A 21408-nucleotide genomic window follows, 5' to 3' on the forward strand; every position below is an offset into this window, starting at 1 on the left:
GGTTTCCCTGTCATGCTATGAACGAACCCAGAGTGCATTTTGAGCCGAATTATCACCGTGTCGAAGGGGTCACACGTATTAGTTCTCGCTGGGCCGTCGAACTTTGGGGGCCATTTTTTCGCCGAACGGAAGAAGGGGCGATTGTTGTTTGGAATGCCGAGCTAACCATCTGGTTCACGACTTATGTCTGGCGACCTGGGGAATTTGGCAATGACATGTGGCTATTTTTGTGGCGACCAACTCAAACCATCGACGAACATGGTGAATCACGAGGTAAAGTCGACCGATACTCGTATTTTCTATGGCAGAATCGTGCGTGGACGTTTCACGGATGTTGTGTCCGCGAAATCGAAGGCAACTGGAATTGTTCGGAAGAAGAAAACACATCGCTTTGGGTTGCGATGGATTTAAAGTCGAAGAGCCAAACAAAGCTCGCGCAACAGATCTTCGACAGCGTTCGATACTTGGGGGGCTAAAAAATCCCTAGTGCGATCAGGCTGTAACGCACTACGAATCCTCCCACGACCAGGCTGACCATGCTCATCAGCTTGATCAGAATATTTAAGCTGGGGCCGCTGGTGTCTTTGAATGGATCACCGACCGTATCTCCGACGACAGCTGCTTTGTGGGCGTCGCTTCCTTTGCCGCCATGATGGCCAGCTTCGATATACTTCTTCGCGTTGTCCCAGCTACCGCCGCTGTTGGCCATAAACACGGCCAGGCAAAAACCGCTGGTGAGTGCACCGACGAGCAGACCTAAAACGCCACCGACGCCCAAGACCCAGCCAACGGCGATCGGCGTGATCAGTCCCAGTAGCGAAGGAACGATCATTTCCATCTGGGCCGCTTTCGTGCTGATCTCAACAGGAGCCGCGTAGTCTGGCTCTTCGCTGTTGTCCATGATGCCGGGCTTCTCTCGGAACTGGCGCCGCACTTCTTCTACCATCCCTTTCGCCGCTCGGCCGACGGCTTTCATGGTGAGCGCACAAAAGACAAATGTCGCCATGGCGCCGATGAAAATCCCAACAAGGACGCGGGGATTCATCACGTGGGCTTCGTAGTAAGTCGCGAAGTCACTGAGGCTTGCCTCGTGAATGTTGATCAGCTTGGCTCCTGTCGATGCGAACGCCAGTTGTGGCTCCCCTTCCCCGTCGGCAATTGTCATGAATTCGGGAGTTAACGCGGCTGGCTTACCGTCCGAGCCCAATGTTTCCCAGGTCTCTTGGACTTCGGCATGACGCAGATCGGCTGGCATCGGTAGGTACCCGAAGACGTGATCGGTGTTGTCATGCTTCTGTTTCAAGATCACCAGGCCTGGGGCAATCTTGGTGGGTGTGTCGTACTCGACGATCGCGGCGGTGCTGTTGCTCCATCGCTCGAATCCTTCTCGCACCACTTCGACATAGGCGGCCATCAATGCCAACGCCGTCAGCGCGGCCGAGCCAATCGCAAAGCCCTTTCCAGTCGCGGCCGTCGTATTGCCCAGGCTGTCCAGTGCATCGGTACGTTCGCGCACGATCGGTTCCAAGTGCGACATCTCAGCGTTGCCACCGGCGTTGTCGGCGATCGGTCCATAGGCGTCGGTGGCCAGCGTAATGCCCAGTGTGCTCAGCATTCCGACAGCCGCGATGCCAACGCCATAGAGGCCCAGCGAAAAGAGATTGGGATCGTCGAAGTTCCAACCGTTGGCAAAACCAAACGACGCAACGGTCGCTACCGCAATCACAATGACCGGAGGCCAAACACTGAGCATGCCGTCGGCGATACCACCAATGATGATCGTCGCAGGCCCAGTTTCGGCTTGTTCGGCCAGGTTTTTTGTCGGAGTAAATTCATCACTGGTCGCGTACTCGGTCCATTTGCCGATCAGCCATCCGGCCGCCAAGCCGACGAGAATACTGAACGAAACTCCAGGAATGACAACGCCCAAGGAATAGGAAGCTTCAGGGATCGCTGGCATCAACCAAATGCAGATCAAGATCGAAACGACTGCCACCGCGGCCGTTGCCGCATTGATCCCTCTCGACAACGCGGCCAGCAAATTCTTTTGCGTGGCTCCTTCCTGAGTGCGTACCAGGTACACACCTCCGATGGAAAGGAGCATGCCCATGGCGGCGATCAGCATCGGGACGAACACCGCGCGGATTTGGGCGTCGGCGATGTCTTCGTACCCTGCCGCAGAAGCCATTGCTGGGGAAGAAAACGCGGCGACGCCTAATGCAGCCGTAGCGAGAATGCTTCCGCAGTAGCTTTCGTAGAGATCGGCCCCCATACCGGCGACGTCGCCGACGTTGTCTCCCACGTTATCCGCAATGGATGCCGGATTTCGCGGATCGTCTTCGGGAATGCCCTGCTCAACTTTCCCCACCAGGTCGGCACCGACATCGGCCGCTTTGGTGAAGATGCCTCCCCCGACGCGTGCGAACAACGCCTGGCAGCTGGCTCCCATACCGAAGCAAAGCATCGTCGTGGTGATATTGAACAACGACAGCTCAAACACCCAGTACAGCACGCCGAACCAGATGACGATGTCCAGCAGACCGAGGCCAACAACCGTCAGTCCCATGACCGCTCCACTACGGAAGGCCACTTGAAGTCCTTGGTTCAGCGACTTCTGAGCCCCAGCCGCCGTTCGATTGCTGGCCAACGTGGCGGTCTTCATGCCGATCCAGCCAGCCAAGCCAGAGAACAGCCCTCCGGTCATGAACGCGAACGGTACCCAGCGGCTTTGCACCTCGAAGACAAACGCCAAAAGGGCAAGAACCGCCGCGATCACAACAAAGAAAATCGCGACGACAGTGTACTGCTGAGTCAGATAAGCGTTCGCCCCTTCGCGAACGAACCCGGCAATCCGCTGCATCGTCGACGAGCCAGGGTCGGCTTTGACCATGCCCATGAAGAAGAAGTAGGCCTGAATCAGGGCCACAATTGCCGCAAGAAGTACCAACAACCAGATGCCGAAAAACATGGTGCCATTCCTTTGAAGACCGACGGCAAGAATCAGGGTGTCGCAATCGAAGGAGTACCCACGTGTCTGAGCCATTGGCTCCAGTGCGTGAGGCAGCCGTTATTATCCACATATCTGGGGTGGTTAAAACCGGAATGTGCGGGATCTTCAGCGAATTTAAGGTGTTTTAGGCGCAATAAAGGCTAAGTTGCGGTAGTGCAGGCTCCATTAGCAAGTTTGGGTGGTTACGCGACGCGTGCGGACCGTTGGCCGCTTGTGACGCATCCGCGGATGCAAATCGCCTGAAATCCCTGGCTTACCCTGCTTTAAGTGTTTTCCCCCAGTTCAGGTGGATTTGACCAACGTGTGCAAAATTGTTGGCTTCTTCAAGAACAGCGATTAAGCTTTAGGTGTTGTGTTTCCTGCTTATTGGGTAGGAAAAGTATCCGCTAGTGGTCGCTTCGTTGGGGCCCAGCGTGGCGGATCTTGTCTTGGAATTCATCTCACACAGTTTGTAGACGATTCGCAGGCATTCGCCGCTCGATAGCGAATCAGAGGAGCATTTTTCTCATGAAGTGGCACATGGTTGGGCGATTGTTTGGCTGCGTGGCCATGCTGGGCTGTTTGGCCCCTGTAGCAATGGCAGACGAAAAGAGCGCCGCGTCGACCAATGAAGTCGAAACGGTCGAGATGTTCCAAGCCATCGACGACGGTGACATCGAAGTGAAGTTCATCCCGATGAACTCCAAGAAGGGCACCGTCATTATCACGAATAAAACCAAGAAGAAGATGCGGCTTGCCATGCCGGCCGCGTTTGCTGGAGTGCCACTTGCCCAGTTCGGCGGCGGTGGTGGCGGCTTTGGCGGCGGCGGCCAAGGTGGTTTTGGCGGCGGCCAAGGCGGCTTCGGTGGCGGCGGCGGTGGTAACCAAGGAGTCGGCGGCGGCTTCGGCGGCGGCGGCGGTGGTGGCTTCGGCGGCGGTGGCGGCGGCTTTGGCGGTGGTGGCCAAGGCGGCGGTGGCGGTTTCTTCAACGTCATGCCTGAGAAGGTCCAACGCATCAAAGTCCAAGGCGTTTGCCTGGATCATGGTCTGGAAGATCCCGATCCACAGATCCCTTACGAACTGAAGCCAATCGGTACCTACACCGAAAAACCTGGTGTCGCTGACATCTGTCACATGCTCGCTACCGGCGAACTGAACCAGCGCAGTGCTCAAGCAGCCGCATGGCACTTGAACAACGACATGAGCTGGGAAGAACTCGCCAGCAAGCGAATCGAACATCTTGTCGGTTCGCCAACCCCTTACTTCAGTCGTCAAGAACTGGCAATCGCCTACAAGGCTTCTGAAGCTGCCAAAGAGCGTCACGCCGCTCGTGAAAAGGCTCGCAAGCAGAAGCCAACCGAATCGCTCTCGCTCAGCGCTGAGTAAGCGTTCGGAACGCAACGAATCAGCACGATTCGGGGGACGCTCTTCGGGCGTCCCCTTTTTTATGCGCTGTGTTGGTAAGGGACTTAGGCCGCTTTCGGCGTGATTTCCCGGCTCAAGTCTTGATAACGCTCTTTAAGAATTTCGAGCTTCGTATCGTTCAACGATTCATGCTCGCGGCGTAATTCGGCCAGCTGAGAGCGGACTTGTGCCTCGCGATCGGCCAGTTCGCGTTTGGCTCGGCGGATGTCAGTATGGTGATGCTCTGCGTCATCTTCCAGTTGAACTTGCTGTTCCTGGATCTCCAGCTTCGTCAGTTCCAAATGATGCAGCAACTCACGGATCTCTTGCTTGGCTGCTTGATTGCGAGCATGCATCGCTTTGTCGAAGTGATCAATCGCGTGATCGGTTTGCTGGTCCAAACGTCGACGTAACGCGGAAGGAATCCGCACACGAATCTCGGCCCAGGCAAGTTCCAGTTGGTCTCGGATCTCTTGCAGATCTTCAAACGCATACTGAAGTTCCTGCTGAACTCCGGTCAGCTCGTTGTTGCGAGAAGTCAGTTCTTCCTGTTGTCGCTGGAGCTGTTCTTGCTCTTGCTCGAGCCATTGATGCTGCTGGGCTCGGCTTTGTTCCATCTCGCGCTCGACCTTCTGAGCATAGCCGGCGAATTCTTTCTCACGCAGGGCCTGAAGCGAACGAGCATTCTTAAGCAGGGCCCATTGCTGAGCCAGTTGAGCTTCCGCCTCGCTCAGTTTTTCCAAGCGAACCGTCACCGCTTCTTCTACGGGAGAATCGATTTCAGGGACTTCGGTCGATTGGCCGCGCCATTTGCGACGCCACGAACGAATCTTTTCTTCGACGCTACGAAGCGGATTCGAGGAAGTCGCTTTCGGTTCGACAGGCTCCGGGGCCGTTTGTGCGGTGTAGGAAACTTGCTCGGCCATCGCCAACGCGGCACTTCGCTGCTGACTTTCGAAGTTCGCGATGCGGGCATTCAATTCTGCCTCGCGGCGATCGAGATCGACTTGGCGGTCTCGCATCAGCCGCGCCAATTGGTTGATCTGTCGACGCTGCCAATCAGGAAGCGTATCGAGATCGGCTGCCGTCAGATCGACTCCCTGATCTTCGTCCCAATTGTCTTGCGATTGCGATTCGATGTTGGCATGATGGGGTGGATCGATTCGCAACTCCGGCGTGCTCTGCTGAGAAAGCTCGCGCGGAGGATGTGTGGTGTTCGATTTTCGAGTGGTCGGCTTCATGGCGAATCAATGCAAACGGCGGCGGACAAATAGAGACCTCGGCCATCCTTTCGCATCGGCATGTTGTGCCTAAGAAGTTGAGTTTAACGCTTCTGTCGATTGAAATGCTGCCGGCTAGCAGTGCGAGCAACGCCAGCCAGCATGTCGGGCTGCCTGGACCAATAAGCTTGAACCACCCGATAGAGAGCTTGCTCCTGCGGCCAATCCCCTGCCCTTACCTACCGCGCATGAAAAAACGGAGGATCGAGATCCTCCGTTTGATCGTTGTTCAAATTTCGCGAGCGTGCAGGACGCTTAGCCTTTGGCTGCGTCGAGGGCTTGCTGCAGGTTGGCCTTCGGCTGGTTGCCGAGCATTTGATTCACGACTTCGCCATTCTTGAAGATCATGACGGTCGGGATGCTCTGGATACCGTACTTCACGGCCAGATTTGGGTTCTGATCAGTGTCGACTTTACCAACTTTGACCGAACCTTCGTATTCGGTGGCCAGTTGATCGATGACTGGAGCCAGCTGGCGGCAAGGACCGCACCAGGGAGCCCAAAAGTCGACCAGAACCGGTTCGCTCGACTGCAGGACTTCGGCATCAAAGTTGTCTTCGGTAAATGTGTTGGCCATTGAGGCTACTCCCGTTTAATTGAATGTTTGGGGTTCGATTTTTCGCTTGTGTCTCATGAGAGCAAGTCGAGCCCAGACGTCCAGCAAGCCGTTATTCCGAGCGTAAACCTATAGAATCGCGAATTCTAGCCAGGTTCACAACCCAGGGGGCATGCTTTTATTATGAGGAGTGACCGCGTCGGGACAACCTTCGGCGGCCCCTTCCTGCTGGGCTCTGATAGTTAGGATGCCAACAGTGGCCCCACGTTACAGAAGGGTTTCCTCGGTTTCCCGAATCGCCCAAACAACTGCCTCCAGCCCCCAATGGAAGCCCCTCGATGAGCGTTACCATCTATCACAACCCACGTTGCATGAAGAGCCGACAGACGTTGGCCCGACTTGAAGAGCACGGAATCGAGCCCAAGATCGTGCGGTACTTAGACGAGCCGCTGGACGAAAAGACGATCAAGGGACTGCTCAAGAAGCTGGGACTCAAAGCGGAGCAACTTGTCCGGAAGAAGGATCACAAAGCCCTCGGCTTGGCGCAGCCTGAGGACGAAGCGGGCTGGATTGCCCAGATGGCAGCCAACCCGAAGATCATCGAACGCCCGATCGTCGTCGTTGGCAAAGAGGCCCGACTTGGTCGCCCGCCCGAAAGTGTCGACGAGATTCTACCGTAGCCATTGGATGCTGCCTCTTCATTGGCAAGGGTTGGGACCTACCGCGGGGAACCGATGCTGGCATCCGCCCCTCAAGTTCCCAATTTCAGTGAGGGGGCAAATCTGGTTATACTGCAAGGGTTTCCGAAACCTTCCCGACGTGTCGCTGACCTGCGGGTTCCCCGCGAAGCGGTGCGTCTTTCTCGTTTAGGCCTTCCCCAGAGGGCCTTAGCGAAATAAAGATATCCAGTATGGCGAAATACATTATTCGCTACGGGGCCATGCGCTTTTTGGGCGTGTTCTCGGCCCGAGCAAAGGATGATTATGTCCGCGACGACAAAGTGATCGTCCGCACCAAGCGCGGCTTGGAGGTGGGCGAAGTGCTTTGCGAAGCGACCGATGACGCGGTTCAGCAGTTAAGCGACCCGGCGTTCGGCAGCATCATGCGGCCGATGTCCGAAGAGGACGAGAAGCAAACCCAGCATATGCATGGGGATGTTCAGCGCGAGATCGAAACGGTTCGCCGCGTGATCCGCGAAATGGACCTGCCGATGCAGTTGGTGGATGTCGAGCATTTGTTCGGGGGTGAACGCGTGATCGTTTACTACCTGGCCGAATCGCGTGTCGACTTCCGCGAGCTGGTCAAAGCGTTGGCTTCCGAATTGCAAACGCGGATCGAGATGCGGCAGATTGGCGTTCGTGACGAAGCCAAGCTGCTGGCCGACTATGGCGACTGCGGCAAGCCCGTTTGCTGCAATACGCACCTCAGCGAAATGCCGCCCGTTTCGATGCGGATGGCCAAGTTACAGAAAGCGACCCTCGATCCGACGAAGATCTCCGGCCGTTGTGGGCGACTGAAGTGTTGCCTACGTTACGAGTACGACACCTACGAAGAGCTTCAGCGCGACCTGCCACCGATTGGCAGCGATATCGTGACGAGTAACGGTCGCGGACGCGTGCTGAATCACGAGATCCTTGCCGGGCAACTGCTTGTGCGAATGGAAGACAATCGCAACATCATGATCGATGCCAGCGAAGTGTTGACTGTTCTAAAGCGGGGCAACGGCAGCACCGGCGGCAGTTCGCGCCGGGGCAAACGTCGCGATAAGAAAGATGCCGCAGACGAGAGCGGCGACAACGCACAATCCCAAAACGACAAGACCAAGGAATAATCGGGATGTCCGAAGATACCTATTCCGCGTTCATGCAACTGTTGAAAGACGATCCACGCTACCGTATGGAAGCGTACCAGTTCGTTCGCGAGGCCCTCTCCTTCGGTCAACGCTTTCAGGACGAGCAGCACGACGAACTCGAGGAAGAAGAGGAAGATCTCGATCTGGAATGCTTCGAGCATGACGAGGACGATCTCGACGAAGAAATGGAAGGCTGGGACGAAGAGGAAGAAGTCGAACGCCACCTCACCGGCCAAGTTCTTTGCCAGGCCATCCGGCACTACGCCCAGCAGCAGTATGGTTTGCTGGCCAAAGTCGTGCTCAACTCGTGGGGCATCCATACGACAAGTGACTTTGGCGAGATCGTGTACAACTTGATCGGCATCGGCATGATGCGGAAGTCGAAGTCAGATCGCCGGGAAGACTTCGACGATCAATACGACTTCGAAGATGCGTTCGTGAAGAACTTCGACTTCGAGCTCTCGGAAGAATCAGGCTCTGCCTGAGGAAGCCACTGCGGGGGAACCACCATGGCTGGAAAGAAGCAAGACAAGCCGAAACAGGACGCCGCGCCAAAGGCTCCCGTCTATCTTTCGACGTCCAATCCACCCAAGCCGCATATCGGGCTGCTCATCGGTATGGCCGTCGTCACGGTCGTTTGGTTCAGCCTGTTGGCTTACCTGGCACTGCAGCAAGTTGGCACGATCTAAGAATGGCCGCCGGCTGAACTAGTGATCTTTCGGCTGAGCCTGGCGTTGGTTGCGGTCCCATTCGCGGCGTTTCATTTCAAGTCGATGTGCCGCATGATTCGTTGATCCTTCCGGTGAATCTACCTCCGACTTGTCGCCGGCAACAGGTTTTTCTTTGGGCGGCAGCGGACGTGGTTCGGGAACGCGATAGATCACGTAAATCCCCGTCATCACCAGTCCCGCCATCACGTAAATCGCCCAAGCCGGAATCGGAAAGACCATAATCGAGATGCCCCAGCCGAGCACGACAGTAGCGATCGCTTGAATCTTGACGCTTGTCTTGATTCCCTTGCGAACTTCCCAGTCGTACAGAATCGGACCGAAGTAAGGAGCTTCCAACAGAAGATCATTCAGCTTCGGGAACGAACGCACTAGGAAGTAGCTCGTTACCAACAGAAAGGGCGTCGCCGGCACAATGGGCAGGACAATGCCGATCACCGCGAGCAAAAAGAAGAACGCGGCGCAGCCCAAGTACAGCAATCGCTTGGACCACGATAATGGCGGCACCGGAGGATGACTCATTGCGTAGGGCCGGTCCTCGTTTGGGTGGAGAGAATTGTCATCAACGCGACGACTACTCTCCTAAGTCGGAATAAAACGTCAGCAGGTTGCCATCAGGGTCGAAGAACCCAAATTCCCGCGTGCCAAACGCCGTATCACGCAGCGTGGTATCGGAGGCAAAGATCCCCAGTGGCTGAAACACACTGTATAAATGCTCGACGTCGCATACGGCAATGCGAATGTTCGGACGCTCGACGCGATCCCAGCTAGACGAATCGTGCCAGCGAAGGTGGATTTCAACTCGATCTCGAATCACCGAGGCGTAACGCGGGTCGTCGGCGTCTTGAAACGAAAGCTTGAAATTCAGTTTCTCGACATAAAACTGGATAGCGGCTTTGACGTCGCGCGACGGCAGCACTGGGTTGACGGCTTCGAGTAGCAAATCGGGCATGGGGAGCGCAGGCCTTGTTAGGGAGAACGTAGGCGGCCGAGGGCGTCTTCACGGTTGGCGGCCACCTCAAACGGTCCTGGTTGACTTTCATCATCTGTTATTAGGCTACAGACGAAAAGTACTCCCCGCAACTCTCCATGCAGGCTGCAAAGCATGATTCGGCCCTGAACTTCGCACACTTCTCGCAGCAAAGTTACCAATACGCGGACTCCCAAACTGGACATAAAGCGAACCTGGTTCAGGTCCACTAAGACTCTTTCCAGCCGATGCGTCCGGGCATATTCCAGCAATTGCTCTCGAATTGCCAAGCAAACATTGGCGTCCCGCATGTTAGTAACTTGCGGTGTGATGACGCAGACATCATCGATTTGTTGGTACGAAACGAGCGTTTTTTCCGTGTTGGCTTTCATGCGTCCTTGCTCCGCGGTGCCTAAAAGAACTGGGATCCATCCCAGACACGTGCTAGCTGCCGACGTGCCGAGATTCTCGGAGATCGGCAGACGGAGCGGACTTTACGCCGTCGAGACTGCCGACTCAAGAGTATCTACGGAGACAAACGGTGAAGGATCATCAGGGTTATCAGATATTAATTTACAAATCCGAAACATGCCCATGAGCGAGTCAGAAAGATTGCAAAAAACGATCCGCTCGCCGCTGTTGGGTACCGCGCGACGCAGATTCAGGAACGCCAAAATCCCCACGCTGCTGACGAAGTTGATGTGCTGCATATCGATTACCACCCGGCGATGGTCGATTTGCGACACTAAGTCGATCATTCTGTCGCGAATCGAATAACAAACATCCGTATCGCGCATCTGATCGACCTGAGGCGTCAGGACAAGAATTTCATCGGCAAGATGGTGCTGAACCAGTTCTGGGTTCGTATCGTTCATGGCAGGCCTTTGTTCGGTAAGCAAATCGCATTGCGGATCGAAGAATACGCTCGATCCACGCACCGCCTTTCAACGATTAAGCATCCTCTACCTTTGGGGGAAGGTCAACCATTGCAGCTGGAAAGAATCTGGGATTGTCGGGAGTTTCATTTCAGCCCCCCATCCGGCAGAAATCGGGGCAGATAACGCCTCGATGCGAATAGCTCGTTCGCAATTCAATGTACGGTCAGTGGCTTTCTGTTTCATCCAGAAACCCTTGCGCCTGCGTCCATTTACGAGTAGACTGGGAAGGTTCAGTCGACGAACAATCTATCCCGTTTCGATTCTCGCCAAGGAGGGCCGCTGTGGCGACGCCGCTTGAATTACCCGCCACCGGTTTGACCACCGGCGATTGTATCGCCCAGATGAAGAAGCTGCCCGACGGCAGTATCGATCTCGCGTTTGCCGATCCTCCATTCAACATCGGCTATAAGTACGATGTCTATGACGATCGACGCTCGGTCGACGAGTATCTCGACTGGAGCGAGAACTGGATGCGGGAAGTCCAGCGCGTGTTGAAACCGACCGGCGCGTTTTGGCTGGCCATCGGTGACGAGTTCGCAGCCGAACTGAAAGTGCTCGCCACACGCACGCTCGGGCTGCACTGCCGCAACTGGGTCGTTTGGTATTACACGTTCGGTGTGCACTGCAAAAGCAAATTTACACGCAGTCACGCCCACATCTTTTACTTCACGAAAGACGCTAAGAAGTTCACGTTCAACGATTCCGAGATCCGTGTCCCCAGCGCACGCATGTTGGTTTACGGCGACAAGCGGGCCAATCCGAAGGGCCGCGTTCCCGACGATACTTGGATCTTGCGGCCCCAGGATGCCCCGGAAAGCTTCAGTAGCGAAGAAGATACCTGGTACTTCCCTCGCGTCGCTGGGACATTCAAGGAACGCGCCGGTTTTCATGGCTGTCAGATGCCGGAGCAATTGCTAGGGCGAATCATCAAGTGCTGCTCCAACGAGGGTGAAGTGGTGATGGATCCCTTCGCCGGCAGCGGATCGACGTTGGTGACTGCCAAAAAGCTTGGCCGGAAGTTTCTCGGCTTCGAGCTCTCTAAAGACTACGCCAAACAAGTCCGCGAGCGATTGGCCAACGTCAACGAAGGGGATCCACTTGTCGGCGCCGAGAATCCACTGACCAGCGCCCCTAGCACCGCCAAAGGCCGCCGCTTGAAACAAACCACTTAGGTCTCTGGTTTGCCAAAGGACTCGTTGCTTCGCGCGGGGCATTGCGCCTGCACGGCGTACCTACTCGACCGGAAGGCGGTCCCAGATCTCGAATCGTGTTGCGTATTGGTTCTTTTCGTCGGCAGCTATTTCTTCGGCCGATTCTAAGTGCCACTCGTTGAAATGCAGCGAAGGGAAATGCGTATCGCCATCCGGAATCATGGCGTGCACTTTCGTCAGGTAAAGCCGCGTCGCCCAGGGTAAAAACGCCTGGTAGATTTCCGCACCACCGACGATGAATGCTTCGTCGACATCGTGACACGCTGCGATAGCTTCGCCAACGCTATGGGCAATGACGGCACCTTCGACGGCATAGTTCGGATCGCGTGTGACGATAATCGTCGTGCGACCAGGCAAGAGGCGTCCGATTGACTCGTACGTCTTACGACCCATGATCATTGGGTGCCCCATCGTCAGGCTCTTGAACCGCTTCAAGTCGCTGGAAAGTCGCCACGGCATGTCTCCATCGCGGCCGATGACCCAGTCTTGGCTGGCCGCAACGATCATCGAAATTCTCATACGGCGACCGGAGCAGAAATGTGGGGGTGGGGATCGTAGTTGGTCAGTTCGAAGTCTTCGTACTTGAACGCGAACAAATCTTTCACGTCCGGGTTGAACTTCATCGTCGGCAACGGACGAGGCTCGCGTGAAAGTTGCAACTTCGTTTGATCGAGATGATTCAAGTACAGATGGGCGTCGCCGAACGTATGGACGAAATCGCCTGGCTGAAGATCGCAGACCTGAGCGATCATCATCGTCATCAGTGCGTACGAAGCAATGTTGAACGGCACGCCCAGGAAGACGTCGGCGCTTCGCTGATAAAGCTGACAGCTGAGCTTGCCCTCGGCAACATAAAACTGAAACAACAAGTGGCACGGAGGAAGTGCCATGTTCGGTACGTCGGCGACGTTCCAGGCCGAAACAATCAGTCGTCGCGAGTCAGGGTTAGTTTTGATCTGATGGATCAATTGCGTGATCTGATCGATCGTTTCCCCGCTGGGCGTTTGCCAACTGCGCCATTGCTTGCCATAAACGGGACCGAGATCGCCATTCTCGTCGGCCCATTCGTCCCAGATGCTTACCTTGTTCTCGCGAAGGTAACGGATATTGGTGTCGCCCTGCAGAAACCACAGTAGCTCGTGAATGATCGACCGCAGGTGCAGTTTTTTGGTCGTCACCGCGGGGAAGCCTTCGGCCAGATTGAACCGCATTTGGTGCCCGAACACGCTCAGCGTCCCCGTCCCTGTGCGATCATGCTTCTCGACCCCTTCATCCAGGATCCGCTGCATCAAGCTGAGATATTGTTTCATCGGTTACTTCGTCCCCTCTCCTACGAACGCATGGTCATCCGTCGTGCGGCCATTTTATCAGGTCACGCGACGATGGTCATTGCCTCGACCGGCGGGCGCATCCTACCCCAGCTGAGAGTTGGTTTTCGGCCTTCTTGCTGAAAAAGGGAACACCGAAAACGGAAGCCATCCTATCCGACGGCCGCTTCGCACTGATGCATGTATGCGATGCTATCCTTCACCAGCGATTCGATGCCTGGTTCGTAATCGAAGACTTCCACCGAGACCCAGCCGTTGTAGTTCACTTCTTTCAGGGCGCGGAAGATCGGCACGAAGTCGACGTCTCCCATGCCAGGGCCACGTTTGTTGGGATCGTTGGCGTGGAAGTGGGCGATGTGAGGGTGCGTTTCGCGGATGATCTGTGGGATCGGCTTTTCTTCGGCCGACATCGCTTTGACGTCCAAATGAATCTTGCAGTTTGGCGAGTCGATCAAGTCCATCAACTCCATGCCTTTTTCGGCCGTGTTCAGGAAGTCCCCTTCGGCGGGGCCGAGTGGTTCCAGCGCGAGCGTCACGTCGCACTGCTCGAGCGTCGGCATCGCTTTGCGAATGCAATCGGCGGCCAACTTCATCGCTTCGCCTTCCGAAACGCCAGGAAGCAAATTGCGCTGCTGTGGACTGCCGAGCACCATGATCTTGCCACCCAAGTCTCGGCAGAGTCGAGCCAGTTCGCAGAAGTAATCGCTCGTCTTCTGACGCACGTCATTATCGGGCGTCGTCAGATAGAAACCTTCCGTCTTTGCCAACAACCAATGCAGACCGACCACTTCCAGCTCGGCGTCTTCAATCTGATTGCGGATCTCGCCACGCTGCTTAGCGGTCACGTCGTAGGCAGTCGGAGCGAGCGTGAATGGCGCGATCTCGACCGCATCGTAGCCCGCTTCTTTCGCGTGGGCGAGTGCCGTTTCGAGCTTCCAATCTTGGTAGGTTTCGTTGCAGATGGCGTATTTGAACATGGGCATCTCAGGTTCCCTCCTCGCAAACTGGAAAAGCGCCGAGAGGAGGGCTCTCGTTCGTAGTTGAAGTTGGGTGCCCCTGGTTGTTTGCAACCATGGACTACCCCCAATGGAAAGTACGTTCTATGGGATTCCTGGCCAGGCAGCAACCACGCGGTTATAGCGCGTCGGTCAAAATCTGCAGCAGATCGTCCCGCGTTGGCGTGCGTGGGTTGATGTTCATCAGTCGTGTGATCGCGATCGACTTATCGGCGAAGTCAGGCAACATTTCTTCGGTCACACCATAGCCGCTGAGCTTTTCTGGAATACCGATCAGGCTCTTTAACTGTTCGACCTGGCGAATGGCCAGCAGTGCCCCTTCCATGTCGCTGGCGAAATCGCAAATCGGATCTAAGAGCTGCGCGATGCGAGCCAGCTTGGCTTCTCGAACCGGCAAGTTGTACTTCATCACGTAAGGAAGCAGCAAACCGTTGCCCCCGCCATGGCTACAGTGCACTTTGCCGCCGATCGGGTACTCCAGTGCATGAACGACCGCCACGCCGCAGTTGGAAAACGCCAGCCCCGCCAGCGATGCCGCCAAAGCCATCTTTTCCCTCGCTTCGCGATCGTCTGGGTTATGCACTGCCGCAACAAGATATCGCCCGACCAATGCGATCGCTTCTTCTGCAAACAGTTCGCCAATGGGCGCGTTGCCGCTGTACGGAATCGCTTCCCCTGGTTCGGCAGAAATGTCTGACGCGTCTTTCGCCAGGTAAGCTTCCACCGCGTGCGTCAGCGCATCGATCCCGCTGTCGGCGGTGACCTGTTTCGGACAACTGAGCGTCAGTTCCGGGTCGACAATCGCCAGCGCCGGTCGCATGAACTGGCTAAGAATGCTGACTTTTAAACTGGCCTCGCGATCGGTCAGCACGCCAGACTGTGTGACTTCGCTCCCGGTTCCTGCGGTGGTGGGCATGACAATAACGGGAACGGTCGGCGAAGGAACGTTATCCCAGCCGAAGTAATCTGCCGGCTTGCCTCCATGCGTGGCGAGTACCGCGGTGATCTTTGCCAGGTCGATGTTGCTTCCGCCGCCGAGACCGAGAATCGCATCTGGCTCGAACAACCGAGCTGCGAGTGCCGCGTTCTCGGCGATCTCTAAATCAGGCTCGGCCATGCTTCCGTCGAACACTTCGACTTGGACCCCATGCTCTGACATGTCGTCGACCAAGGGTTGCACCATGCCCAGCCCCGCAAGGGTGGCGTCGGTGATGATGAGCACTTTGCGATAACGACGACGCGCGGCATGCTTGCCTAATTCCTGCCGAGAACCCCAGCCAAAAACAAACTGCCCAGCCGAGAAGAAGCTCCAGGATTGTGCCATGCGATTTGTTCCTCTTCCCTTCGCTTCGTATTGGGCTACCCCCATTAAATTGCCATGCCGACAAAGGCGACGGCATGGCATCCATGGGATCGCATTTACCAGCCAGAAGCTGCTTAGCCCTGTTTGGCCAGCAAGCGTTCCAGGTACTTGGCTACCAGGGTGGCGTCGTCCGAGGCGACCAGGTGGTCGATTTGCTTTTTGGGGACTTCCAGCTTTTCGAGATGGCCGATGATGCGTTTCCAGATCGTGGCGCGTTTCTTACCTTCGGCCAGGTAAAGCTCGGTGATGTTTTCCTGCAGCTTCTGCGTCGCGATGGCGTCCTTATTGTCGTAGTACCGCTTGATGATGTTTTGCTGATGTTTGGTGTAGGACTTAGCCATCCGGGGCATCCTTTTCGCATGCAAGAAACGAATGAAGACCGCAAACAGGTGCGGCCGAAAGTTCATCGTGACAGAGTCAACGAAACCTGTAAAGCGATCGGCTTTTGGCAGGGGCGAATTCCAGCAAATTTCGCCTATGGTATCACTGCTATCGAAGCCTAAGTGGACGCCGAGGGGGTGTTGCGCTCACAATAGGGGAATCCTTTTCCAGCTCATCCGGGGGCCATCCCCGTTCACTCTTGCGCAGAAAGTATCGTCATGGTCCGTTTGGCAGTTCTATTGAGCATCCTCCTCTTTCTGGGATGCGATAGCGAAAACGTCTTTAACTCCGATAGCAATCCGGTGCTGCTGGACCAGATCGCGTTGCAATATCAGAACGAAGAGATCGAAGAAGCACGCACCAAAATGCTTGCTTACTTAAAGAAGTACCCCAAAGATGATCTCGCCTGGACCATCCTCGGCAACATGTATCAAGACTTGGACGACTACGAAAAAGCCCAAAGCGCGTACGACAAAGCGGTCAAAATCAACCCGCGTCGTGTTGAAGCGTTGACCGGACTCGGCGTGCTGCACCGCAAGAACGGCAACAACGAAGAAGCCATGCGAGCGTACGAAAAGTCGGTTGCCATTAACCCCGAATATGCCCAGGCCTATTCCAGCATGGTCACCATCGCCCTGATGCAGCACGAGGACCAAAAGGCGCTTGAGTATGGCGAGAAAGCCTACCAGCTCGATAAGGAAGATCCTGTCATCGCCGCGAACCTGGCCATCGCCTATCACTATAACGACGACTTCGCCAATCGAGACAAGCTGACGCTCGCGGCCAAAAAACTGGATTATAAGAACCTCGATATCCTCGACAAAATCTACTCCGGCGAAATGACGATTCGCGACGAGTAGTTCACGCACAGCTTACCTGGTGCCACGTTGGTTTCTCTTCAGAATGGAAAACGGCACACGAACCGATGCTCGATTCGTGTGCCGTATTGTTTCATCGTTTCGCCTGTCGTTCTGTGCCGTTCGCATCACTGCTGACACAGGACGAACAAGCACCGCCCTAGCCGCAGCAAGGGCAACGTTCCGGGACGATGACCGTCATCGACGCGCTGTAGGCTGTCTTGTCGAAGCCTTCTCCTTGGGCATCTTCATCGGTCACGTGGACGACGACAAGATACTGATCGCCACTCTTCGGGGTGAAGCTGGCCATGCCGTTCTCGTCAGTCTTTCGTTCGTACGTTTCGTCGAATCCTTCCTTGAGTGTTTCGCGGCGTGGAATGAACGAAACGACGGTGTCCTGCAAGGGCTTGCCATGAAAGAGCAACTGTACTTCGATCGGCTTACCAGGTCCCAGCGGAGCGACAGGATTCGCCGTCGGTACTAGTTCCAATGCGTGTCCCAGCGGCTTTTCGTAGCCGGTCAAATCGACAGGCACTTTGTCCAGGCTTTCGCTGACGATGAAAAACGTCTTGCTGCTTTTCATCGCACGAATCGGCGTTCCATGGTTCACGATCTTATCCAGCGTGTGGCTTACCATGTAGAGGCCCGGTTTGTCGGCGACATACTTGGCGTTCCAAAAGCCTTCCTTCGGGGCGTAGCCGGTGTCGACGGCGACACTCTGAGCATCGAACTTCTCACCACTGGGCGAGATCACTTCCCACGTCAGATCTTCCAGGCCGATCTTGCTGGCCAGTTTGAAGTCGCGGTGATGGTTTCCATGATTGCCCAGCTTCAAGTCGGTGTAGATCGCATCGCCGGGGCGAATGATATTCGTGTTGGTTTCGACCCAGGTATCGTGGGCGAACGCCGGAGTCGCTAAAGCCGCGATCAGCAGAGTGATAGAGAGAAAATGTTTCATTTGATTTACCTTGTTATGCAGAAGTTGTGTTGAAGTTAAAATTCGCCGAGGACTTCACCGCCCCCTTTGGTACCTAGCGCACGCCAGGTCGTTAGATTGATCGTCTCCGCAACGAAGCGAACCGATCCATCGGCTAGTCCCAGCTGAACGCCGCCCGGATGTTGGCTGCGTGGAGCAAACCAGCCGAAACCGTTGCGATGCACGTCAGGGTTCTGGTTGTTGGGAGCCATGTACGTATTGAACGTAGTCATATGCTCTCGTCCCCAGATCCACGAGCCACGCCCTTTGCCGTCAATGTTTCCGGCACCGCTGGCGGCCGTGACCATGTCGGGGTTATGGCCCGGTGCTCCGGTGAAGCCTTCTCCGGCTCCGCCCATGCCACCACCTCCGTAACGTGCCATCTGGCGTTTCGGACTTGTCACCGTCCCGCTGCCTTCCGTCTTGTCCCCTAACAGCGACTCAGAAAGAACGGCCGTGTTGGAAGTGCCGTCGGTCATGTCGCGGAACTTGGCCTGCGATCCCCACCAGAACATGCCGTTGGTGGCGGCCCTGGTATCGTAGTTCGATCCCGTTCCATCACCGGTGCAGACGACATAGTTGGTGCCTGCAAACGAGTAGTCGCCGGTGTTGCTGTTGTCGAAGACCGGATCTTCCCCATCGCTAGGGCACAGGAACAATTCCACGACTTTCTCCGCGGCAGGGCCGTGAAGCGGATTGAGCTGTTGGCTTCCTCCAGAACCGGTCATCAGCGGGACGCTGAAATCGATCAGCTCCTGGAGGTTGCCTTGCTCGACGAAGGGCAGGATCTTCGCTTGCACACTGAATCCATAGGCACTTTCAAACGGCAGCCCTGGAAACCGGGTATAGGTGCTTTCGTAGTTATGCATCGCCAAAACCAGCTGCTTTTGCTGGTTGGTACACTGCATCCGCCGCGCCGCTTCACGAGCTTGCTGCACGGCCGGCAAAAGAAGTGCGATCAAGATTCCGATGATGGCAATCACCACCAGAAGCTCGACCAGCGTAAACGCTTGTCGTTTCATGGTTAGACTTCCTTAAAGACGCACCGCCAGCAAACCAGACGTTCGCCTGGTCGCTCGCGATGCGGCAATCATCGAATGGTTTAGTAGTCAGACACAACTTCGCCGCCGCCGCGTGTCGCGAGGGCGCGCCAAACTTCGATCGCAACCGTTTCTGCGACAAAACGAGCACTGCCGTCCACCATCGCTACTTGAACGCCGCCAGGGTGCTGGCTGCGGGCACTCGTGATCGCGAAGTTGTGATACCCGTTGTGGCAATCAGGGTTGTTCGAGTTCGGGCCGTACCAATGGTTGTACATCGTGTCGGCGAGGTGGCCGTTGATCCACTTCGCACCACGTTGCCCCGACCACGCCGGAGCACCACTGGCCGTACAAGCCGATTCGGTCGTTTGTGTCGACGTATCCAGTTCGATCACGCGAAAGCGAAAATCGTTGTTCGTCGGTGCGGCCGTACCACCATCGCCGAGCAGATGTTCGCTGAAGACCACCGTATTGCTGGTGCCGTCGGTGACGTCGCGGAAGCTGATCTTCGACAACGAAAAGATCACGCCATCGGTCTTGGAAACCGAACCGTCATCGCTGCTGTCGCCAATGTTGTTGATGCCGCTTCCTGCGTTGGCCGGATAGCTGATACCGCCGTAAATCGAGCCAGGAACCTGGTCCTTATCGCTCGGGCAAAGCAGCATGTCGATGGTCGTTTGCGCGGCCGTTTCGTTTTGAGCTGGACCTCCAAACGATGCCAGCGGCGGCGATTTGAAGTCGAGCAAGTCTTGCAGGTTTCCTTGTTCGACATACGGCAACAGCTGAGCCTGAGCCGACCAAACCATGGGATAACCCAGTCCGCCGGGCGGGAAGCTGCGTAGTGCCGAGTCGTAATTGTGCAGGGCCAGCGTCAACTGCTTGAGGTTGTTGGTGCACTGCATCCGCCGAGCCGCCTCGCGGGCCTGTTGTACCGCGGGCAAAAGTAGTGCGATCAAGATCCCGATGATGGCAATCACCACCAGCAGCTCGACCAAAGTAAAAGCGTTTCGTTTCATGATTATGTTTTGGGAAAGTATGTAACGTGTTGGTAAGAGATGACGAGATTTCGTTCTCGCCAAGCGATGAAGTTCCACCGTATGGCCCGCTATCTGGCATCCTTTCTCCATAGAGAGGGAGCAAGATCGGAGCTTTGGCGCAATCACGCGCGCAGCAGCGCACGCAGGAACATCAGGTGGAAAGAAACACGTTTAGACCCGGGGAGGTGGCGGGTCCGGGGCGGCGCGGAAAGAGTTGGGCCGCAGTAGAGAACCAGGAGGCATCGCATCGGTATCCAATGCCACCAGGGGACCGGCACCCAGATCGAATTCCAGGACCGGTGAGTAAATCAGCGTGATGCTGGCCAACGCATGGCACTGCATCGAATTCGTCAACGAGATCGGCCGCGAAGTGGGAACTTCCTTCGGCATGTTGCTCGAACCAGAGCAAGATCCGCTGGCACAAGAGGCATCGTTTCCAGCCGCCGAATCGGCACCCCGAAGCGTGCATAGCGCGGCGTAGACGTCTGGCTTCAGGTCCTTTTTGCCGCAGAACTCGGACGAAGTGTCGATCGAAGCACGGACTTCAGCCAGAAAATATTCCGGCGGTTCGACCTGATTCTTCTGAGCCCAGGCCAGTTTTTCGGTCCGGCTGAAGCAGCAGCAATGGTTCCAGCAGTTGCCAGCATTGCGGCATGTGCACGCATGATCCTGGCACATGAACGGCACGCTGGTGTCCTTAAAACTCGGCACCGACAGCGTGATTCCGGCTCCCCACAACAGCATAACGCCCAACAGGATAAACGTAACGATACGTTCTCCGAGCGTTTTTTCGGTAAGCTGATGCCACGCGTGCATCGCGGTAGAGTGTCTTTCCGGGGGAGGAAGTCGTCGGTGGGGCCCGATCGTGCGGGAAACGTCGATTGTAATGCGCCGTTAGGGGGCAAACAAGTTTCGTCGCGGAAACGGCTGACATTTGAGGCTCGCGGGATGCGGACTGAAACCACCCGAGCCAACCGCTTCGTTTTTGGTATCAAGCCTAGCGTTCCCGGGCATCGACGGTTTACCATAAGATGAAGCGGCGTAGGCCATTGCGTGCCAAGGCGTCGTACGACTTGGATTTCGTTCCCGATGCGAAAGAATTCAATAACGTGAAGCAAATCATTGCCATCGTGAAGCCTTACCTGGCCGAGAAGGTGCTCGACACCCTCAGCCGTGCCCCGCTGGAAGCGTTGAACGTCCGCGAGGTGAAAGGCTTCGGCCGGCAGAAAAACTATCTCGACGAATACAGCGAGAGCGAATATTCCAAAACGTTTCTGCCCAAGATCGAAATCAGTATGTGGCTGGACGATTCGCGTGTCGAAGAAACGGTTCGCAAAATTGTGGCGGTTGCCCGCAGCGGCCGAATGGGAGACGGCAAGATCTTTGTCATGCCGATGACCTTCGCTGCCGACATGATCGACTTCGCCGAATACGAAGCCAAGCAGAAAGAAAGTTAGCCGCCGCTGAGGACCATCTTGGGTGC

At 55.9% G+C, this 21408-nt stretch carries 25 protein-coding genes; 9 read left to right on the forward strand and 16 right to left on the reverse strand.

Features of this window, described 5'->3' with window-relative positions; all coding sequences use genetic code 11:
• The first annotated feature begins 32 nt into the window (after window positions 1-32).
• On the forward strand, window positions 33-476 hold the full coding sequence (locus LA756_RS18100; protein WP_224436130.1) for a hypothetical protein: 444 nt from the start codon (window positions 33-35) through the stop codon (window positions 474-476).
• Here LA756_RS18100 and LA756_RS18105 read toward each other — a convergent pair.
• Window positions 473-2968: a sodium-translocating pyrophosphatase gene (locus LA756_RS18105; RefSeq protein ID WP_224436131.1), complete on the reverse strand. Its 2496-nt coding sequence runs from the start codon at window positions 2966-2968 to the stop codon at window positions 473-475. The genes LA756_RS18100 and LA756_RS18105 overlap by 4 nt on opposite strands.
• Before the next feature lie 549 nt (window positions 2969-3517).
• Between LA756_RS18105 and LA756_RS18110 the strand changes: the two genes are divergently transcribed.
• Window positions 3518-4375, forward strand: a complete 858-nt coding sequence (locus tag LA756_RS18110) for a hypothetical protein (RefSeq protein WP_224436132.1) — start codon at window positions 3518-3520, stop codon at window positions 4373-4375.
• Between the two features lie 83 nt (window positions 4376-4458).
• Here the strand turns inward: LA756_RS18110 and LA756_RS18115 are convergent, their stop codons facing one another.
• Together LA756_RS18115 and trxA are read right to left on the reverse strand one after the other, a co-directional pair.
• Entirely contained in the window at window positions 4459-5634 is a 1176-nt protein-coding gene (locus LA756_RS18115) for a hypothetical protein (protein WP_224436133.1), read from the reverse strand.
• Between the two features lie 294 nt (window positions 5635-5928).
• A complete protein-coding gene (trxA, locus tag LA756_RS18120; RefSeq protein WP_224436134.1) occupies window positions 5929-6249 on the reverse strand; it encodes a thioredoxin in 321 nt (106 codons plus the stop codon).
• 317 nt (window positions 6250-6566) lie between these two features.
• Here trxA and arsC point away from each other — a divergent pair, with 317 nt between their 5' ends.
• The 4 genes from arsC (at window position 6567) to LA756_RS18140 (ending at window position 8769) form a co-directional block, all read left to right on the forward strand.
• Window positions 6567-6908, forward strand: coding sequence for an arsenate reductase (glutaredoxin) (gene arsC, locus LA756_RS18125; protein WP_224436135.1), 342 nt, complete (start codon window positions 6567-6569; stop codon window positions 6906-6908).
• A 230-nt stretch (window positions 6909-7138) separates the two neighbouring features.
• Window positions 7139-8059, forward strand: a complete 921-nt coding sequence (locus tag LA756_RS18130; RefSeq protein WP_224436136.1) for a regulatory iron-sulfur-containing complex subunit RicT — start codon at window positions 7139-7141, stop codon at window positions 8057-8059.
• A 5-nt stretch (window positions 8060-8064) separates the two neighbouring features.
• Window positions 8065-8565: a Minf_1886 family protein gene (locus LA756_RS18135; protein WP_224436137.1), complete on the forward strand. Its 501-nt coding sequence runs from the start codon at window positions 8065-8067 to the stop codon at window positions 8563-8565.
• A 24-nt stretch (window positions 8566-8589) separates the two neighbouring features.
• Window positions 8590-8769, forward strand: coding sequence for a hypothetical protein (locus tag LA756_RS18140; RefSeq protein WP_224436138.1), 180 nt, complete (start codon window positions 8590-8592; stop codon window positions 8767-8769).
• Between the two features lie 18 nt (window positions 8770-8787).
• Here the strand turns inward: LA756_RS18140 and LA756_RS18145 are convergent, their stop codons facing one another.
• From LA756_RS18145 to LA756_RS18160, 4 genes are all read right to left on the reverse strand, one after another.
• Window positions 8788-9330 (reverse strand): YbaN family protein, encoded by a 543-nt coding sequence (locus LA756_RS18145; RefSeq protein WP_224436139.1) that lies wholly within the window; start codon window positions 9328-9330, stop codon window positions 8788-8790.
• Between the two features lie 52 nt (window positions 9331-9382).
• Entirely contained in the window at window positions 9383-9760 is a 378-nt protein-coding gene (locus LA756_RS18150) for a VOC family protein (RefSeq protein WP_224436140.1), read from the reverse strand.
• 17 nt (window positions 9761-9777) lie between these two features.
• Complete coding sequence (locus tag LA756_RS18155) at window positions 9778-10170, reverse strand: STAS domain-containing protein (RefSeq protein WP_224436141.1); 393 nt, start codon at window positions 10168-10170, stop codon at window positions 9778-9780.
• Between the two features lie 102 nt (window positions 10171-10272).
• Window positions 10273-10653 (reverse strand): STAS domain-containing protein, encoded by a 381-nt coding sequence (locus LA756_RS18160; protein ID WP_224436142.1) that lies wholly within the window; start codon window positions 10651-10653, stop codon window positions 10273-10275.
• A gap of 344 nt (window positions 10654-10997) precedes the next feature.
• Between LA756_RS18160 and LA756_RS18165 the strand changes: the two genes are divergently transcribed.
• Window positions 10998-11888: a site-specific DNA-methyltransferase gene (locus LA756_RS18165; RefSeq protein ID WP_224436143.1), complete on the forward strand. Its 891-nt coding sequence runs from the start codon at window positions 10998-11000 to the stop codon at window positions 11886-11888.
• Between the two features lie 60 nt (window positions 11889-11948).
• Here the strand turns inward: LA756_RS18165 and LA756_RS18170 are convergent, their stop codons facing one another.
• The 5 genes from LA756_RS18170 to LA756_RS18190 all read right to left on the reverse strand — a co-directional run bounded on the left by LA756_RS18170 (window position 11949) and on the right by LA756_RS18190 (window position 15975).
• Window positions 11949-12434, reverse strand: coding sequence for a dihydrofolate reductase (locus LA756_RS18170; RefSeq protein ID WP_261362046.1), 486 nt, complete (start codon window positions 12432-12434; stop codon window positions 11949-11951).
• A gap of 8 nt (window positions 12435-12442) precedes the next feature.
• Window positions 12443-13237 (reverse strand): thymidylate synthase, encoded by a 795-nt coding sequence (locus LA756_RS18175; protein ID WP_224436145.1) that lies wholly within the window; start codon window positions 13235-13237, stop codon window positions 12443-12445.
• Between the two features lie 170 nt (window positions 13238-13407).
• Window positions 13408-14238 (reverse strand): sugar phosphate isomerase/epimerase, encoded by an 831-nt coding sequence (locus tag LA756_RS18180; RefSeq protein ID WP_224436146.1) that lies wholly within the window; start codon window positions 14236-14238, stop codon window positions 13408-13410.
• Window positions 14239-14389: 151 nt separating this feature from the next.
• On the reverse strand, window positions 14390-15595 hold the full coding sequence (locus tag LA756_RS18185) for an iron-containing alcohol dehydrogenase (RefSeq protein WP_224436147.1): 1206 nt from the start codon (window positions 15593-15595) through the stop codon (window positions 14390-14392).
• A 113-nt stretch (window positions 15596-15708) separates the two neighbouring features.
• Window positions 15709-15975 (reverse strand): hypothetical protein, encoded by a 267-nt coding sequence (locus LA756_RS18190; protein ID WP_224436148.1) that lies wholly within the window; start codon window positions 15973-15975, stop codon window positions 15709-15711.
• 258 nt (window positions 15976-16233) lie between these two features.
• On the opposite strand from LA756_RS18190, the gene LA756_RS18195 reads away from it, so the two are divergent.
• On the forward strand, window positions 16234-16875 hold the full coding sequence (locus LA756_RS18195) for a tetratricopeptide repeat protein (protein ID WP_224436149.1): 642 nt from the start codon (window positions 16234-16236) through the stop codon (window positions 16873-16875).
• Between the two features lie 157 nt (window positions 16876-17032).
• Here LA756_RS18195 and LA756_RS18200 read toward each other — a convergent pair whose 3' ends face one another.
• From LA756_RS18200 to LA756_RS18215, 4 genes are all read right to left on the reverse strand, one after another.
• Window positions 17033-17830: a DUF4198 domain-containing protein gene (locus tag LA756_RS18200; RefSeq protein WP_224436150.1), complete on the reverse strand. Its 798-nt coding sequence runs from the start codon at window positions 17828-17830 to the stop codon at window positions 17033-17035.
• A gap of 35 nt (window positions 17831-17865) precedes the next feature.
• Window positions 17866-18870, reverse strand: coding sequence for a DUF1559 domain-containing protein (locus LA756_RS18205; protein ID WP_224436151.1), 1005 nt, complete (start codon window positions 18868-18870; stop codon window positions 17866-17868).
• 80 nt (window positions 18871-18950) lie between these two features.
• Entirely contained in the window at window positions 18951-19904 is a 954-nt protein-coding gene (locus tag LA756_RS18210; RefSeq protein WP_224436152.1) for a DUF1559 domain-containing protein, read from the reverse strand.
• A 192-nt stretch (window positions 19905-20096) separates the two neighbouring features.
• Complete coding sequence (locus LA756_RS18215) at window positions 20097-20741, reverse strand: hypothetical protein (RefSeq protein WP_224436153.1); 645 nt, start codon at window positions 20739-20741, stop codon at window positions 20097-20099.
• Between the two features lie 215 nt (window positions 20742-20956).
• Here LA756_RS18215 and LA756_RS18220 point away from each other — a divergent pair, with 215 nt between their 5' ends.
• Window positions 20957-21382 carry a P-II family nitrogen regulator gene (locus LA756_RS18220; protein ID WP_224436154.1) on the forward strand — a complete coding sequence of 142 codons (426 nt, stop codon included), beginning with the start codon at window positions 20957-20959 and terminating at the stop codon, window positions 21380-21382.
• Window positions 21383-21408 lie beyond the last annotated feature (26 nt).

Origin of the sequence: Bremerella sp. TYQ1, assembly GCF_020150455.1 — a bacterium.
Classification (GTDB): Bacteria; Planctomycetota; Planctomycetia; order Pirellulales; family Pirellulaceae; genus Bremerella; species Bremerella volcania_A.

Excerpts from the sequence above, each read along its gene's own strand:
- LA756_RS18155 (WP_224436141.1), bottom strand. The coding sequence starts at position 10,170 with ATGAAAGCCAACACGGAAAAAACGCTCGTTTCGTACCAACAAATCGAT.
- LA756_RS18215 (WP_224436153.1), bottom strand. The coding sequence starts at position 20,741 with ATGCACGCGTGGCATCAGCTTACCGAAAAAACGCTCGGAGAACGTATC.
- LA756_RS18170 (WP_261362046.1), bottom strand. The coding sequence starts at position 12,434 with ATGATCGTTGCGGCCAGCCAAGACTGGGTCATCGGCCGCGATGGAGAC.
- LA756_RS18190 (WP_224436148.1), bottom strand. The coding sequence starts at position 15,975 with ATGGCTAAGTCCTACACCAAACATCAGCAAAACATCATCAAGCGGTAC.
- LA756_RS18150 (WP_224436140.1), bottom strand. The coding sequence starts at position 9,760 with ATGCCCGATTTGCTACTCGAAGCCGTCAACCCAGTGCTGCCGTCGCGC.
- LA756_RS18160 (WP_224436142.1), bottom strand. The coding sequence starts at position 10,653 with ATGAACGATACGAACCCAGAACTGGTTCAGCACCATCTTGCCGATGAA.
- arsC (WP_224436135.1), top strand. The coding sequence starts at position 6,567 with ATGAGCGTTACCATCTATCACAACCCACGTTGCATGAAGAGCCGACAG.
- LA756_RS18105 (WP_224436131.1), bottom strand. The coding sequence starts at position 2,968 with ATGTTTTTCGGCATCTGGTTGTTGGTACTTCTTGCGGCAATTGTGGCC.
- LA756_RS18115 (WP_224436133.1), bottom strand. The coding sequence starts at position 5,634 with ATGAAGCCGACCACTCGAAAATCGAACACCACACATCCTCCGCGCGAG.
- LA756_RS18130 (WP_224436136.1), top strand. The coding sequence starts at position 7,139 with ATGGCGAAATACATTATTCGCTACGGGGCCATGCGCTTTTTGGGCGTG.
- LA756_RS18205 (WP_224436151.1), bottom strand. The coding sequence starts at position 18,870 with ATGAAACGACAAGCGTTTACGCTGGTCGAGCTTCTGGTGGTGATTGCC.
- LA756_RS18220 (WP_224436154.1), top strand. The coding sequence starts at position 20,957 with ATGAAGCGGCGTAGGCCATTGCGTGCCAAGGCGTCGTACGACTTGGAT.
- LA756_RS18195 (WP_224436149.1), top strand. The coding sequence starts at position 16,234 with ATGGTCCGTTTGGCAGTTCTATTGAGCATCCTCCTCTTTCTGGGATGC.
- LA756_RS18210 (WP_224436152.1), bottom strand. The coding sequence starts at position 19,904 with ATGAAACGAAACGCTTTTACTTTGGTCGAGCTGCTGGTGGTGATTGCC.
- LA756_RS18175 (WP_224436145.1), bottom strand. The coding sequence starts at position 13,237 with ATGAAACAATATCTCAGCTTGATGCAGCGGATCCTGGATGAAGGGGTC.
- trxA (WP_224436134.1), bottom strand. The coding sequence starts at position 6,249 with ATGGCCAACACATTTACCGAAGACAACTTTGATGCCGAAGTCCTGCAG.
- LA756_RS18140 (WP_224436138.1), top strand. The coding sequence starts at position 8,590 with ATGGCTGGAAAGAAGCAAGACAAGCCGAAACAGGACGCCGCGCCAAAG.
- LA756_RS18145 (WP_224436139.1), bottom strand. The coding sequence starts at position 9,330 with ATGAGTCATCCTCCGGTGCCGCCATTATCGTGGTCCAAGCGATTGCTG.
- LA756_RS18185 (WP_224436147.1), bottom strand. The coding sequence starts at position 15,595 with ATGGCACAATCCTGGAGCTTCTTCTCGGCTGGGCAGTTTGTTTTTGGC.
- LA756_RS18110 (WP_224436132.1), top strand. The coding sequence starts at position 3,518 with ATGAAGTGGCACATGGTTGGGCGATTGTTTGGCTGCGTGGCCATGCTG.
- LA756_RS18180 (WP_224436146.1), bottom strand. The coding sequence starts at position 14,238 with ATGCCCATGTTCAAATACGCCATCTGCAACGAAACCTACCAAGATTGG.
- LA756_RS18200 (WP_224436150.1), bottom strand. The coding sequence starts at position 17,830 with ATGAAACATTTTCTCTCTATCACTCTGCTGATCGCGGCTTTAGCGACT.
- LA756_RS18135 (WP_224436137.1), top strand. The coding sequence starts at position 8,065 with ATGTCCGAAGATACCTATTCCGCGTTCATGCAACTGTTGAAAGACGAT.